This window comes from Pirellulales bacterium, from assembly GCA_019636335.1.
Taxonomy (GTDB): Bacteria; Planctomycetota; Planctomycetia; order Pirellulales; family JAEUIK01; genus JAHBXR01.
Window position 1 is genome coordinate 52,470 of sequence record JAHBXR010000013.1, and the last position, 15,639, is coordinate 68,108.

A 15,639-nucleotide genomic window follows, 5' to 3' on the forward strand; every position below is an offset into this window, starting at 1 on the left:
CGGGAGGGAAACGAGTCGGCAGGCTCGGCGGCGGCGCTCATGCCGTCGAGTTTACCAGGGGGCTTCCATTAGCCCAACGATCTGCTCGGCCAGGCGGTGCATGCTATCCAGTTCAGCGGTGATGATCGACGAGCCCACTTCCGGCACGATATTGGCCGTTTGCGAGACCTGCGTGAACGAGTTGGGTACCGGAATGGGACTTCCCTGACGGAGCAGCTCACCGCGGCGGTCGACCCAGCTCACCAGGGCCACCATCTGCCACTCGATGTCGCGGCCTTCGTCCGTGGGGCTCTCGATGATGATGCGCTTGGTATCGCTGACGATCTCGACCGAGAGGATGCTATCGGCGACGTCGCTATCGACCACTTTGTAGGGGGTCTTCAGTTCGATCTCTTTGACGACGGCCTCGGTGAGCATCTCGCCCAGGTTGTACCGGAAGCTCGTCGAACGAATCACCGGGACATAGACCGTGGTGATGTCGGACGGATAGAGCGTGCTCGTGCCGACCTGGTACGCCGCGCAGCCGGTGACCGACGCGAAGCAGGCCAAGGCCAGGGGCGGGCCCAGCAACGCGGCGAACTGGCGGCGCGTGAGGAGGCGATTCTCGTGCTGGTGGGCAACGCGTCGCATCGAGGCGGCCTTTCGGCTGAGGAGTTCGCGCTAGCGTTGGAAGTTCGTGGCGTCGAAGGCCTTCGTCAGCCACTTGAAGTAGTTCTTCGGCTTGTCGGGCAGTCCTTCGATCTCGTTGAGCGACGTCTTGGCCAGCTCGGCGAAGCGGGTATCGGCGTAGTCATCGACGACGCGGTTGTAGTAGAAACGCGCCGCGCGGTGTTCCTTCTTGCGGCGATAGAACTCGCCCATTTCCCACACACGCTGGGCTTCTTGCGCCTTGACGGCCTGCCGCGCGAGCAGCAAGCGCTCGCGCTCTTCCTTCGATTGCTCGGGAAATTGCACGAGCGTCTGATCGATCAGATCGCCCGCTTCCTTCAGCGGCGTGTGATCGTAGACCGGTCCCTGATACGACTGGATCTTGCTGCGCAATCCCAGCACGTGTGCCTTGGCCTGATGCTCGCTCTTGGGATAGTCGCGGCGCAGCAGGTCGTAGTAGTAGTCGGCGTCTTCGTAGCGATCGGCCAGGAAGTGCGCGTTGGCCGTGGCCATGATAGCGTCGTCGGCCAGCGGACCAGTCGGATCGTTGAGGTGGACGCTCTCGAACGCCGCGACCGCGTTGCCGTTGTCGTCGAACCAGGGGCGCGTCTTGTCGGTAAAGTTGGGCGTGATCGGCCAGTGCGGCTCGGCCAGGTGCCATTCGTGCCAATACTGCGCGATGGAGAAATGCCGCTGCGAGATCGTGTCGAGGTGACGCGAGTTTTCGAACTTCTTGGTCACGCGGGCGTACGTGTCGCTCGCCGCCCCATAGCGATCGGCGAAGAAGTACGACTCGGCCTGCATGAAGAGGGCGTCTTCCTCGAGCGCCGAGTCGGGCCAGCGACCGGCGGACGTTTTGAACTTCTTGGCGGCCTGGTTGTACTTGGCCTGGCGGAAGAGATCCTCCCCTTCCTTATAGGCCTTCTCGGCGATCGCGCGGTCGGGACCCAGACCGACCAGCGATTTCATGTTGTTGCCGATGCGTTTCGGGTTGATGTGGTCATACCACTCGAGCTCTTCCCCGGGGAGGGGATCGCCTTGCTCGGGAATGGGCGCGCCCGGCAAGTTGCCCGTCGCGGCGGTCGCCGAGGCGTCGGGGGATCGATTCCACATCCGCGACCAGAACGAGCCGTCGGACGCGCCCTTGTTCGACGTGGCGCTGCAGCCGACCATCGGGACGACGGCGGCGAGCAGAAGCAGTCTGACAGTGCGACAAACGCGCATCAACGACGTCCTTGTCGAGTTGATCGGTCGAGGTGTAGCGGCGACTAGCTGGACAGGAATCCGAGATAAGCGTGCATGCGCGGGCGTCGCCCGATGACATGACTCAAGTAATGGTTGACGAGAGCGCGGAGCTCGCCACTTCCGCGCGGGGGTAGTTCGAGTTGTTGCCAGTCTTCGCCCTCAGGATCGGCAAAAGCGGCCAACACCTTGATGGTAGCCGCACTCACCGAAACGACATTCTTGCGGCCGGCACGGCAAGCAGGGCACAACACGCCGCCAGCGACATGCCCGAAATAAACCCGACCGACGGGCTCCACCTCGACTCCGCAGCCGACACAGGTCGACAGCGAAGGCGCGTGCCCCACCAGATGGAGTGCGAGGAGCTCGAATCGCAGCACGATCGGTGCGATCGGTCCCGTACCGCCCAAGGCCGCCAAGGTGCGCACCGCGGCGTCGTACAGTTCGGGATGAGGATCGGAATCGTGCGTGAGCTCGCTCAGCAGTTCGGCGACGTAGTAACCGGCATAGAGACTCGTTAAATCTCTACGTCGTCCTCTAAATCGCTTCTCCAGCTTGGCTTCGGTCAGGAGATCGAGTGCCTCCGACGACTTGCGCAGGAACACTACTCGACATTCGGAGAGAAGGTCAAGGGCAGACTCGAACGGCCCCTTCGGCCGGCGCCCTCCCTTGGCCAAAGCATGTATCTTGCCGAATTCGCGCGTCAGCAAAGTCACGATGTTGCTCGTCTCGCTGAAATCGATCACGCGAAGAACGAGGGCATCGGCTTTTTCCGTAGACATGGCAAGCGCGGCGGGCGGAGGAGGAAGGAGTCATCCACTCACAGATTACCGAGATTACACAGATTGGATGCCGGACATTTGCCCCATCGAATCAGTCATCTGTGAAAGCTGCGTAATCTGCGGATGAATCGGAATGGCTGGCAGGCGTGCTACTGGACGCCCTGCGGATGGGCCTCGTCGAGCACCTCGATCAGCAAGCGTTGAATGCGGCGCCGCGAGACTTCGATCACCGTGATCCGCACGTTGTTCCAGACGATCGATTCCCCCCCGCGAGGCATGTGTCCCAGGCGGCTGAAGACGAAGCCGCCAATGGTATCGAAGTCGCTCTGGTCGTCGATCTTCAGCCCAAGCCGTTCGTTGATCTCGTCGATGTGGACGCGTGCCAGCACCTCGGCGGTGCGGTCGTCGAGCTGCTTGATCCCCTCGGCCTCGACCTCGTCGTACTCGTCGATGATCTCGCCGACGATCTCCTCGAGCACGTCTTCGATCGTCACGAGCCCACAGACCCCGCCGAACTCGTCGAGCACGATGGCGATGTGATTCCGCGTGTGCTGGAACTCCTGCAGCAGGCGATCGATCGGCTTGGTCTCGGGCACGAAGTGGGGCCGGCGCAATAACGGCTCGACCTGCTCCTGGTCGAGGTCCGCGCCACGGGCCACGCATTGCAGCACGTCTTTCGCGTACAAAATGCCCACGATGTCGTCGCGGTTCTTGCCATACACGGGAATGCGCGAGTGGGCCGCGTGGCTGACGAACTCGAGCGCCTCGCGAACGCTGAGCCCCGCGCGCATGCAATCCATGTCGGTCCGGGGCGTCATCACCTGCGAGACCGCGACGTCGCTCAGCTCAATCACGCTCTCGATCATTTCGCGGGCGTCTTCTTCGAGGAGCCCTTCGCGATGACCTTCGCTGACCAGGGTGCGGATCTCTTCCTCGAACGTCTCTTCGCTCGTCCGCTGCGGCGGGCGGCGGGCAAGCCGGTGGAGCACGGTGTCGACCATGCTGGCAAAGAAGACGAGGGGCCAGGCGATCGTGCTGACGGCTTTCCAGAAGCGCCAGGTGTAGTAGACGAACGGTTCGGCCCAGAGACGCGCGACGGCCCAGGGGACCCAGATCTCGCCGGCCAGCAGGATCAGCCCCGCCGAGATGCCCCCCACGAGCAGCGTGTTCCAACCCAGGGTGTTGGCGCGAAAAGGCTCGAACCAGAGCCAATAGGTTGTGCTGCTGACGAGCAGGGCCGTGGCCAGCACCTGGAGCGTTTCGACGCCCACGGCGACGCGTTCGTGGTGGCGCACGATATCGCCCAGGCGATTCTGGTCGTTGTTGCGCATGCAGATCTCGGCCAGGTCGTGGCGCGAGAAGTCGCGCAGCGCGCGATGGCCGATCGCCGTGATAGCGGTGACGGCAAAGCTAACGATGGTCAGCCAGAGGGCAGGGTCTTCGATCACGTTGCCGACGCTCCGTGCGTCCCGTTCGTGCTTCGCCTGCGTTTCGTGCCGCCGCGCCCACCGCGCGACGGCTGCTTGACTTGCCGGGAAACGCTCTTGGCAGGGCGAATCTTGGCGCGAGGCGGTTCCGCGTCGACCGGAACGAGCTCGAGCCCCAATGCGGCGAGGTAATGTTGCTCGCGCGCTCGCATGCGGGCACGCGGCGCGGACGAGAGGTCGTCGTACCCCGTCAGGTGCAGGGCGCCATGGATCAAATAGAGCACCAGTTCATCGGCCGGCTCGACGCCGTGCCGCCCGGCGACCGTGCGGGCCGTCTCGGCACTGACGACGATCTCGCCTTCGAGCAAGCCCCCTTCGTCGCCCAGCGCAAAGGTGATGACATCGGTGGCGAAGTCGTGCTGGAGAAAATCGCGATTGATCGCGTGGATCGTTGGATCGTCGACCACGGCGATGCTGATCTCGGCGGCGGCGACTCCTTCACCAGCCAGTACGACGCGCACCGCCTCGACGAGCCGCGCCGCTTTGACCTTGAGGATCGATTGCTCGTTCGCCACGACAATGCGTAGCGCCGCGGCCGCGGGACGCGGCTTGACAGGGCGGTTGGTTGCCGCCGACTTCGCCCGGCGGGCGCGTCCTTTCGTCGGGGCATGCATCAGGCCGTCCTCTGATCGGGATATTTAACCCGGCCATGATACACGGCGGTGAGCGACTTGACTAAGCTCTCCTCGATGGCGCTCAACTCGAGCAGGTTCAGGCCGCACTCGTCGAACTGGCCGTCGAGCAGACGCTTCATCGCCAGGTCGTGGACGAGATTCTCGATGCGCGCGGGAGTCGGCTCGACGAGCACGCGGCAGGCCCCTTCGACCGCGTCCGAAAGCATCAGCACCGCGGCTTCCTTCGTCTGCGGCTTGGGGCCCGGGTAGCGGAAGCTGTTTTCCTCGACTTCGCTCGCGTCGGGATTCGAATCGCGAATCTGGCTCGCGCGGCGATAGAAGTATTCGACGAGTGTGGTGCCGTGGTGCTGCTCGATGAAATCGATGATCGGCTGCGGCAGGTGATGCTGGCGGGCCAGGTCGGCGCCGTCTTTCACATGCGCGATGATGATCAGCGTGCTCATGGCCGGGACGAGCGATTCGTGCCGGTTGACGTCTTGCCCGACGTTCTCGATGAAATAGCCCGGCTTGAACATCTTGCCGATGTCGTGGAAGTAGGCGCCGACGCGGACGAGCAGGCCGTTCGCGCCGATGGCCTCGGCGGCGGCCTCGGCCAGCGAGGCGACGTTGATCGAGTGGTTGTAGGTGCCCGGCGCGCGCCGCACGAGCTCTTGCAACAGCGGATGGGCCACGTCCCCCAGCTCGAGCAAGCTGATTTCGGTCAGCACGCCGAAGAGTCGTTCGATCGTGGGGAGCAGGCCGGTCATCAGGAACCCGGCGGCCACCGACCACATGACGTTGCGGCCGGCGGCGGTCAGCAGGGGCATGCCCAACGGTTGGTGCTCGAGAATGCCGACGCCCAGCGTGGCGATGCCCGACACGACCCCGGTGATGAGCCCCACCTTGATGAGCTTGCTGCGGCTACGCACGTGGCCGCACATGAGCGACGCCGTGACGACCGAGCTCATCTGAATCAGGAAGTCGCCCAGCGTGCCGCCGGTGACCACGGTGATGACGAGCGTCAGGGCCGTGGTCAGCACCAGGGCCGTCTCGAGGCTGAAGGCAATGGCCACCGTCATGCCGAACAAGAGGGGGGGCACGACATCGGCCCGCCACGGATCGGGCGTGATCCACATGGCCAGCGTGATCGCCAGCACGGCCAGAAAGAGGACCGTGCCGAGCCGCATCGGCGTGGTCAGGATCTGGCGGTCGCGGGCCGTGAGATAAAAGCCGCACATCGCGAACAGCGCCGCGAGGAAGATGAAAAACGCGGCCGAGCGATGCAGGCGATCCGAAAGGCGTTGATTCGACGCGCGTCCGGAACGCTGTGCCTCGTGCTCCTGCTTCAGCAGGCGGACGTCCTCGACGGTCAGGGGGCGACCGGCCGGGGCCAGCACCTCTCCCGCTTCACGGACGGCGCCCCGCTGCCCGCCGCCGGGAGACGATTCTTCGAACGTGACGCGGGAGCGCACGTCGTGTCGCGGCACGTAGCCCACGCGGTAGCTGAAGGGGATGGCCCAGGCGGCCGTGACGGCCCAGATGATAAGGGCGGCCAGGCAACAGGCGGCCAGCTTGAGCAGGACGTCGCGCGTGCGCAGCGTGGCCAGCACGCGCTCGAACCGCCCGGGAGGGAGTTCGAGCGAGGCAACCCGTTGCGACCGCGTTCGACGACGACCACCAGTGGCCATGATTACTCGCTCGAGCAGCCTAGCGATGCTGCTTGGGGGCACGATCCTCGTACGCTTCCACGATCGCCTGCACGAGCGGATGGCGCACGATATCGGAATTGTTCAGCCGCACGACGCCGAAACCCTTGATCCCTTCAAGGCGTTTCAGGCCGTCGATCAAACCGCTACGCGTATGGTGGGGCAAGTCGACCTGCGTCGTGTCGCCCGAGACGACGATCTTCGAGCCGTGCCCCATCCGCGTAAGAAACATCTTCATCTGCGGCACAGTCGTATTCTGCGCCTCATCGAGAATGATGAAGGCCTCGTTCAACGTCCGGCCGCGCATATAGGCCAGCGGAATCACCTCGATCAGGTCGTCGTCCATGTAACGCTTGACCTGATCGTAATCCATCATCTCGCGCAGGGCATCGAGCAGCGGGCGGAGATAAGGATTGATCTTGGCCTGCAGATCCCCCGGCAGGAAGCCCAGGCTTTCTCCGGCCTCGACCGCGGGACGGACCAACACGATCTTCTTGATTTGTTCGCGCTTGAGCGCCGCCACCGCCATGGCCACGGCCAGATAAGTCTTGCCCGTGCCGGCTGGCCCCACGCAAAAGATCAGGTCGTGGTCCTGGATGGCGCGGACGTACCGGGCCTGGCCCGCCGTGCGAGGACGAATCTTACGGCCCGTGCTCAAGACGTCGATCGGCGCGGTCTCGGCCATCCGTTCGCCGTTGCGAACGGTCGCCAGCAAGGTATTCACTTCCTCGGGCGAGACGGAACCGTGCCGTGTGGCCAGAGACTTGAGCTGTTCGAGCACTTCAGTGGCGAGGGCGACCGACTTGTCGTCCCCTTCAATGTGGACTTGGTTATCGCGCGCGGTGATGCTGACCTGCAAAGCCTCGCGAATCGCACGCAAGTGCTGATCGCAAGTCCCGAACAGGGACATCAATACCTTGGAATCGACAACCGTAATGGTTTGTTCGACCGTCAAGACGTGTGCTGCTCCGCGTACGGCGCGATGTGAGGCCCGAAAGGGCAAAATCCATTCTAGTGCAGTTGGTGTCGAAGCGCGCGGCACGGCTGCCAATCCCTCTGGCGTGACACTGCCTGCTACTTCGAGAGTTTACAATCTAAAGGCGAACTCGTCAGCTATTTCGCCCCCGAGGGTTGTGGGGTCGATGGCCTGTATGTCTTTTTGTTGCAATGGTTTAGTGGTTGTTTTGGGCGTTTCTGGCAGGGCCGATGTGAGAGCCTCAAACGGCAAACACCCAACAAGCGTAGGCGACGGGCGCCGACAAGAGCAGGCTATCGAGCAGATCGAGGACACCTCCGAAGCCTGGCATCCAGGTGCTCGAGTCCTTGCGTCCGGCGTCGCGTTTGAGGAGCGATTCGGCCAGATCGCCGATCACGCCGGCCACGGTAATGAGCACCGCGTAGGTGAGCCACCAGATCGCGCTGGGCGCCGGACGATCGCCGCAAAGCTGCGTCCACATCCAGGTAAAGGAGAACCAGGCCCCCAGGATGGCGAAGGCGAGCCCTCCCAGTCCTCCCTCGATCGTCTTGCCGGGGCTGAGCGTGGGGGCCAGCTTATGGCGACCGACGAGACGGCCCACCGTATAAGCACCAGTGTCGCTCATCTTGACGATGATCACCAGCGACAAGAGGGCCGCCATGCCGACGTCCTTGCCCAACAACCGCAGCTCGACGAGAAAGCTGAGCAGCACGCCGACATAGCACAGGGCAAACACCGCCAGGGCCAGGTTTACCGTCACGTTGCCCGGCCCCTCGTAGCGGCGCATCTCGCCGGCAAAGGCCAGCAAGATCGCCATCCCCAGCGCGCACGCCACCGGCGCCAAGGTCGGGAATCGCTCGGGCTGCCAGACGGTCAGCCAGTTGCTCGCCACGATTGCCAGATTGCCGAGATAGACGACCCAAGCCAGGGGCCGGGCTCCCTTGGCCGACGTCAGGTTCAACACCTCCTGGCTAGCCAGCAGGGACAACAGCACGACGAGGGGAAACAGCCAGACGCCGGGCTGGCTCGCATGAAAGTCGGCCCAACAGAGACCGACGAGCGCCCCGATCAGCAGTACACCCAGCAGTAGACGCCACCTCAGCATGGCGGCCCCCTTCGCGCGGCGTGGCGTGTCATTCGTTCAATCCGCCAAAACGACGATCGCGCGACGCATAGTCGCAAATCGCGCGGTGCAGCTCCGCCTCGCGAAAGTCGGGCCAGCAGAGCGGGGTGACCCAGATCTCGGCGTAGCTGATTTGCCACAGCAGGTAATTGCTGATCCGCATCTCGCCGGCGGTGCGGATCACCAGGTCGGGGTCGGGCATGCCCGCCGTGTAGAGATGGGCCGCGACGGTCGATTCGTCGATCGTCGCGGGATCGAGTTGGCCGTCACGCACCTTTTGGGCAATCGCCCGCACAGCGTCGGCGATCTCGCCCCGCGAACCGTAGTTGATCGCCAGGCACAAGAGCAGGCCCGTGTTGCCCGCGGTCATGGCGATGGTCTTGTCCATCTCGCGCGCGACCGAGTCGGGAATCCCCTCGCGCCGGCCGATGACGGTGAGGCGCACGTTTTCTTTCATCAACGTGGCACGCTCTTCGATCATGTACTGTTCGAGCAGGTGCATGAGGAAATCGAGTTCCTCGCGCGGCCGCTTCCAGTTTTCGCTCGATAGGCAGTACAGCGTCAGTTGCGCGAGGTGCAGCCGCGCGCACTCTTCGACGCACGCGCGGACGCTGGCAACGCCGCGGCGGTGCCCTTCGATGCGCGGGCGCCCCTGACGTTTTGCCCAGCGGCCATTGCCATCCATGATGATGGCCACGTGGCGCGGTCGCTGCTCGGCAGGCACGTCGAGCTGCGGGTGCGGCTCGGCCGCAGGCAACGGCGCGGTCGCTTCGGCAGCGTCGGACTTGGCCGCCAGCTTGCTCACGGCGTCACCCCAGAATGGTCTGCTGCCGATCGGGACCGACCGAGACGATCTCGACCGGCCGGCCGATGATCTCGCCGATTTTCTGCAGATACTTGCGGGCCTCGACCGGCAGATCGGCCATGCGGCGCACGCCCGTGATGTCCTGCTTCCAGCCGGGAGACGATTCGTAGATCGGCACGACGCGGCGCAGGTCGTCGACCTGGCTGGGAAAGTTCGTCACACGGCGACCCTCGATCTCATAAGCCGTGCAGATCTTGATCTCTTCGAGCTCGCTGAGGACGTCGAGCAACATGACCGAGAGGACATCGACGCCGCTCAGCCGGGCCGTGTAACGCACCGCCACGGCATCGAACCAACCGCAGCGGCGCGGCCGCCGCGTCACGGTGCCGTATTCGTTGCCGCGATCGCGAATGTGCTGGCCGATCTCGTTGTCCTGCTCGGTGGGAAAGGGCCCCCCCCCGACGCGCGTCGAGTAGGCCTTGATCACGCCGATGATCTTCTGCATATAACGGCCCGGTATGCCCGAGCCGCTGGCGATGCCGACGCCCGAGCTGTTGCTGCTCGTGACGTAGGGGAACGTGCCGTGATCGACGTCGAGCAGGGCGCCTTGGGCGCCTTCGAAGAGGACACGCTTGCCCGACTCGACCGCGTCGAGCAGGTAAGCCGTGGTGTCGGCGACGAAGGGTTTTAATTGTTCGGCGAAGTTTGAATACTCCTTGTACACGCGGGCGGCGTCGAAGCGTTCGTAGTCGCGCCCCGCGGCCAGCGTATCGAGCGCGGCGGTCTTTTCCCTGGCGATGCGCTCGACCTGTTCCTTGAAATTCGCGCGATAGAGATCGCCGATGCGGATGGCGTGCGAACGGCCAACCTTGTCGCGATAGCAAGGGCCGATGCCGCGCAAGGTGGTGCCGATCGCCTCGCCGTCCGACGTGCCCTTGTCGACGAGCCGGTCCTCTTCGACGTGCCAGGGGAAGATCACGTGCGCGCGGTCGCTGAGCATGAGGTTCTGCCCCACCTCGACGTCGCGGCCGCGGAGCGTGTCGATCTCGCCCAGGAAGCTGGGGGGATTGATCACCGCGCCACCGGTGACGACGCACTGCACGCCCGGCCGAAGGATGCCGCTGGGGATCAGCGAGAGCTTGTAGGTCTGACCGTCGGTGACGACGGTGTGTCCGGCGTTCGCCCCCCCCTGGTAGCGAACGACGATCTCATGGTGCTCGGTCAGCAGGTCGACGATCTTGCCCTTGGCCTCGTCACCCCATTGCAGACCGATAACGCACGTCCCAGGCACGGCGGGACCTTTCGACGAAAGGAGTAAAGCGAGCAGACACAGCGGCGCCTGCGGTGCAACCGGCCAGCGTCTTGCGATGCCAACACGACCGCGGAATACCGGCCCGGGCCCACGCCCGAAACCCACCCAGCAGGCAGGTTGGCCAGCGACCAAACGTCTCAATCTAAGACACCCGCGGAACGCGGGTCAAGGGGCAGGTTGGTGAATGTGTCCCGATCAACGACATGCATGTCGGTTAGCACACGACAATCAGTGTGCTTGTCGCGATGTCGAATCGACGAGCCGGACGCTACCCCACCTTGATCGGCAGCACGACCACCGGCAGGCCGGCATATTGCAAGCGCCGTTCGATGGCCATGGGCAGTTGGTTGTGCAGGATGCGATTCAGCCAGGTGTCGCGGCCGAAGATGAGGTGCCCGGCAAAGAATGTGCTATGGGGATACTGCTTCGCCGTTTCGACGCACAGCTCTTCGAGGCAGCGCACCGGATCGGTGCCGATCGTCATGTACGACGTGGCGGGCAGCCCCGCGCGGCGCGCGTACGCGACATACTTCGACAAGGATGCCGCCGTATGGGCACGCAGTCCTTCGAACGACTCCTCGCCTTTGAACACGCCACTATCGACGACTCCCACCGAGAGAAAGACGACGTTGTCGAAGTAACCCGGCAGGAACCGCAAGGCCTTGCGCAAGATCTGCACGCCGAGTCCACCGTACGAGCTGACGGCGATCACGGCGGTACGCTTGCTGGGATCGATCGGCGCGAGCGTGCCACCGCTGGGCGTTTCGAGGTCCTGCGCCTGTTGGTCGAGCTTTGCCAGCTCCGCTTGCACGGCGACATAGTGACGCCGAATAAAGAAACAGACGACGATGCACAAGGCCGTCACGGCCAGCGTGTGCCAGCCGCCGGCAGTGAATTTCGACACGATCGTGACGGCGAGCACGGAGACGCACAGCGCGGCGCCCAAGCCGAACAGCGCGAGCCTTTTCCGCCACAGCGGGTTCCCCTTGCGGCGCTCGCCGTTCCACAGGCGGCACATCGAGATCATCGACAGCGAGAAGGTGATGAACACGTTGATCGAGTACATCACGACGAGCAGGGCGACCGAACCTTCGCTGAAGAGCAGCAGCCCCAGGGCCGCGAAGCCCATCAGCAGGATACCGTAGTGTGCGGTCAACCGCTCGGAGAGGCTCGCAAAGCGGTTGGGAACCCAATAGTCCTGTGCCATGTAGGCGAGCACGCGCGGACCGTCGACGAACCCCGCCTGGGCCGCCACGATCAGCAACGCCCCCTCGGCCAGCAGCGTCAGCCCGATAAACGCCGAGCCGATCCAACTGCCCCCCAGGCCCACCTCGCCGACTAGCGCCCGGGCCAGGGCGTGGTTGAACGTTTCGTGCCCCACCGGTTTCACCGCGAGCAGCATGTAGCCGAGCAGCAACCCACCCGCGACGATCGATAGCGAGAGGGCCATGTAGAGCAGGGTGCGCTGCGCGGTTTTGACGCGCGGCTCGCGCAGCACGGGCATGGTGTTCGAGACGGCCTCGATGCCCGTGTAGGTGCCGGCGCCCAACGAATAGGCGTGCAGCAAGAGCAAGCAGACGCCCAACAGTCCGAGCTGCGGATCGCGCACGCTGTTGGTCAGGCCCGTCGAGACCTCGTGGGCGACGGCGCCGATCTCGGGCAGGCCGATCGTCAACGTGCCACCGACCAAAAGCGCGTGCGTGACGAGAAACAGCAGAAAGATCGGCAGGACGGCTATCACCGACTCTTTCAGCCCGCGCAGATTGAGCACGATCAGCAGCACGACGGCCGCCAACTCGGCGGGCAATTTCCAGTGCAGGACTTCGGCACCGAACATGCCGCCGATGGCGTCGCCGGCCGCGGCGACCGAAACGGTGATCGTCAGCACGTAGTCGACCAGCAGTGCCGAGCCCGAGACGACCCCCCAGCGCGGACCGAGCAGCTTCGACGCGACGATGTACCCACCGCCGCCATGCGGAAAGTGCTCGACCAGGCGCGCGTAGCAGAGCGAGATCAGGCCCACGGTGCCGATCGTCATCAGCGCGAGAAAGGGGGCCAGCTCGTGATGTCCGGCCAGGGTTTCGAATGCGGCGGGCGGACCATAGCACGACGAGGAGAGCAGGTCGGAGCCGACGGCGACCCAGGCAAAGAAGGCGATCAACGACAACCGCTTGAAGATGGTGCGATCGTTCAGGTCGACCGGTTTGCCGACGAGCAACTCTTTCACGCGATCGGCGTAGTCGGGCGCCGCGACCTCACAGCCGAGGTTTCGCGACTCCGCGCCCGCTGCCGAACTCTCTTGCGCGGCGTTCGCGGCGGCTGCTTGCTGCTCGTGGAATTCTTCCCGCGGATTCAACAGGGCGTTCCCTATTTGAATTTCGTTCCCGTCGTGCCAGTCGAACCGCATGAATGTACCCCCGGCCGAGTCCGCGCCCAGCGTAGGCCCCGACGAGGGGGAAACGCCCGGCAAATGTAGCACGCCCCCTGGTGTCATCGACCGGGTCAGAATTACGGTCTCGTAGCGGCGTAACTGGCCGGTAGAAGGCAAGTTGGGAAATGGCCATTCCGGCATGCCGGTCATCTGAACTAGCCAACCCGGCAGGTCGCCCCGTATGCTTAGCTACTTCCGGTTGGGCCAGAGTGGCCACGGCCGGGGCCTTCAAGATTCGAACCAGACCAGGAAATCGCCATGAACGTTGATTCGCACCGCACGATGCTACGCACCGTTACGCTCTCGCTGGCCGCGTTTTTCGTCGTCGCCATGACGGCGGTGGCCGTGGCAGAAGTAAAGCCGGGCCCCGTCGACAAGGATGCCCCCAAGGAATTTTCCGAGACGAAGAGTGGCTTGAAGTACCGCGTATTGCGCAAGTCGGAGGGAGCCAAGCCCAAGGCGACCGATTCAGTGACGGTGCATTACAAGGGCTGGCTCGACAATGGCAAGGAGTTCGACAGCTCGTACGCGCGCGGCGAAGAGATCTCGTTTCCGTTGAACATGGTCATTCCTGGCTGGACCGAAGGGCTGCAACTCGTCGGCGAAGGGGGCATGATCGAATTGGAAATCCCCTCCGAGCTGGGTTATGGTAGGCGGGGCGCCGGCAACGCGATTCCACCCAACGCCACGCTCCACTTCCTCGTCGAGCTGAAAAAGATCGACTGATGAGAGTAGTGGTCAGGGGACAGTGGTCGGCAAAGGGTGATTGACGGTGTTGCCATGAATCACGCTGGCCCCTGATCACTGACCCCTGACCCCTAGCAACTCACTAATGCTGCTTGCTGTCGAAAATCACCTGGGCACGTTCGACTATGTGGTCGTCGTGTTCTACTTCCTGGCAATGCTCGGCATCGGGCTGTACTTTTCCGGCGAGCAGAACTCGCAGGAAGAGTATTTCGTCGGCAGCCGCAGCCTGCCGGCGTTTGCCATCGGGTTGTCGATCGTCTCGACGTTGCTGTCGACGATCACTTACCTTGCCGCCCCGGGGGACATGATCCAGCACGGGCTGGCCTTTGCCACGCAGTTTCTCGCACTGCCTTTCTGGCTGGCCATCGTGCTCGGAATCTGGATCCCCTTTTTCATGCGCTATCAGTTGACCAGCGTCTACCAGTACCTGGAGTTGCGATTCAGCTACTCATTGCGTGTGCTGGGGGCGGGGCTCTTCCTGCTGATGCGCTTCGGCTGGGTGGGGATGATCGTCTACACCGCCTCGCGCGCCGTGGCACGCATGACGAGCGATGTGCCCGAGCGCGTGCAGTACCTGACCGGCTGGGAGATGAGCGAGCACGGGTGGCTGATCTGCCTCATGCTGTCGATGGGTATCGTCACGACGGCGTATACCTTTCTCGGCGGGATTCGCGCCGTGGTCTGGACCGACGTGACGCAGTTTCTCGTCATGTTCGGCGGAGCCTTGGCGGCGATCGGCTACGTCTGGTTGACGACGGGCAGCGGCCCCGGCGCCTGGTGGCAACAGGCACAGCAAATGAACCGGGCGGCGCCGGTCTGGTTCAGCACCGACTGGACCCTCGACCGCACCGTGTTTCTCGTCTGCTTGAACACGTTCTTCTGGCGCATCTGCACCCACTGCGGCGACCAGGTGGCGACACAACGCTACTTTGCCACCAGCGGCGTGCGCGACGCCCTGCGCAGCAACGTCATCGGCGCCGTGGGCGATTTTTTCATGATGCTCGTGCTGGGCATGGTCGGCCTGGCGCTGTTGGGCTTCTTCTCGCCCGAGATCAATCCCGAGATCGCCCGCGGCGAAGGCCCTTTCGGCGGGCAGTTCGATCCGAACAATCCCGACGACGCGACGCAGGCCTTTCCGGCGTTCATCGTGTCGTACCTGCCCAGCGGGATCGGCGGGCTCATCATGGCGGCCCTCTTCGCCGCGGCCATGTCGAGCATCTCGTCCGGACTGAATTCGATTTCGGCCGTGGTGACGGTCGACTTCTATCGTCCCTGGAAGGCGGGCCCGCCGAATCAAACCGTCGAGCTCCTGGTGGGGCGTTTGACGACGATCGGCGCCGGCTTGTTCATGACGGTGGTGGCGTTTCTCGTGGCCACGGTGATCGCGGCCGATCCGCAAAATCAGAACATCATCGATCTCTCGGTGAAGGTCTTCAATTTGTTCCTCGGGCCGATGGCGTCGCTCTTCATCGTGGGCATCTTCGTCCCCCGGGCCAGTGGCACCGCGGCGGCGCTGGCGACGCTCCTGGGAATCGTCGTGGCCCTGGCGATCTGCTTCTGGAACGACCTGGCGCGCGCCTGGCCCGACGTCTTGAGCATTGGCGGCCCCAGCATGCTGCTCGTCGTGCCGATCACGACGACGGCGACCGTGCTCGTGGCCTGCCTGCTTTCCTGGGTGATGCCCGTCAAGGACCCACGACGAATTCAAGGGCATACGTGGTGGACGAGGAATGAACTCGAGCCATGGAGCGACTGACCGCGGGTGG

13 protein-coding genes are annotated in these 15,639 nt (G+C 63.9%); 2 read left to right on the plus strand and 11 right to left on the minus strand.

The genetic code is table 11. The annotated features are described in order from the left end of the window. Positions 1-51: 51 nt before the first annotated feature. From KF708_14050 to KF708_14100, 11 genes are all read right to left on the minus strand, one after another. On the minus strand, positions 52-630 hold the full coding sequence (locus KF708_14050) for a hypothetical protein (protein MBX3413809.1): 579 nt from the start codon (positions 628-630) through the stop codon (positions 52-54). Between the two features lie 30 nt (positions 631-660). Then, entirely contained in the window at positions 661-1,872 is a 1,212-nt protein-coding gene (gene bamD / locus KF708_14055; protein ID MBX3413810.1) for an outer membrane protein assembly factor BamD, read from the minus strand. A gap of 44 nt (positions 1,873-1,916) precedes the next feature. Then, complete coding sequence (gene recO / locus KF708_14060; protein ID MBX3413811.1) at positions 1,917-2,672, minus strand: DNA repair protein RecO; 756 nt, start codon at positions 2,670-2,672, stop codon at positions 1,917-1,919. 149 nt (positions 2,673-2,821) lie between these two features. Beyond that, positions 2,822-4,120: an HlyC/CorC family transporter gene (locus KF708_14065; protein ID MBX3413812.1), complete on the minus strand. Its 1,299-nt coding sequence runs from the start codon at positions 4,118-4,120 to the stop codon at positions 2,822-2,824. Next, a complete protein-coding gene (gene ybeY / locus KF708_14070; GenBank protein ID MBX3413813.1) occupies positions 4,117-4,773 on the minus strand; it encodes an rRNA maturation RNase YbeY in 657 nt (218 codons plus the stop codon). The genes KF708_14065 and ybeY overlap by 4 nt, the downstream gene beginning before the upstream one ends. Beyond that, on the minus strand, positions 4,773-6,461 hold the full coding sequence (locus tag KF708_14075) for an HDIG domain-containing protein (protein ID MBX3413814.1): 1,689 nt from the start codon (positions 6,459-6,461) through the stop codon (positions 4,773-4,775). Before KF708_14075 ends, ybeY begins: the two co-directional genes overlap by 1 nt. Before the next feature lie 19 nt (positions 6,462-6,480). Continuing rightward, the gene (locus tag KF708_14080; GenBank protein MBX3413815.1) at positions 6,481-7,389 is read right to left on the minus strand and encodes a PhoH family protein; all 909 of its coding nucleotides are present in this window, start codon (positions 7,387-7,389) and stop codon (positions 6,481-6,483) included. A gap of 307 nt (positions 7,390-7,696) precedes the next feature. Next, the gene (locus KF708_14085; GenBank protein MBX3413816.1) at positions 7,697-8,560 is read right to left on the minus strand and encodes a phosphatidate cytidylyltransferase; all 864 of its coding nucleotides are present in this window, start codon (positions 8,558-8,560) and stop codon (positions 7,697-7,699) included. Between the two features lie 28 nt (positions 8,561-8,588). After that, the gene (uppS, locus tag KF708_14090) at positions 8,589-9,263 is read right to left on the minus strand and encodes a di-trans,poly-cis-decaprenylcistransferase (protein ID MBX3413817.1); all 675 of its coding nucleotides are present in this window, start codon (positions 9,261-9,263) and stop codon (positions 8,589-8,591) included. Between the two features lie 124 nt (positions 9,264-9,387). Beyond that, positions 9,388-10,674: an adenylosuccinate synthase gene (locus tag KF708_14095; GenBank protein MBX3413818.1), complete on the minus strand. Its 1,287-nt coding sequence runs from the start codon at positions 10,672-10,674 to the stop codon at positions 9,388-9,390. 289 nt (positions 10,675-10,963) lie between these two features. Then, positions 10,964-13,102, minus strand: coding sequence for an APC family permease (locus KF708_14100; protein ID MBX3413819.1), 2,139 nt, complete (start codon positions 13,100-13,102; stop codon positions 10,964-10,966). 282 nt (positions 13,103-13,384) lie between these two features. On the opposite strand from KF708_14100, the gene KF708_14105 reads away from it, so the two are divergent. Both KF708_14105 and KF708_14110 read left to right on the plus strand, forming a co-directional pair. Beyond that, positions 13,385-13,852 carry an FKBP-type peptidyl-prolyl cis-trans isomerase gene (locus KF708_14105; GenBank protein MBX3413820.1) on the plus strand — a complete coding sequence of 156 codons (468 nt, stop codon included), beginning with the start codon at positions 13,385-13,387 and terminating at the stop codon, positions 13,850-13,852. Between the two features lie 106 nt (positions 13,853-13,958). Continuing rightward, positions 13,959-15,629 carry a sodium/solute symporter gene (locus KF708_14110; GenBank protein MBX3413821.1) on the plus strand — a complete coding sequence of 557 codons (1,671 nt, stop codon included), beginning with the start codon at positions 13,959-13,961 and terminating at the stop codon, positions 15,627-15,629. Positions 15,630-15,639 lie beyond the last annotated feature (10 nt).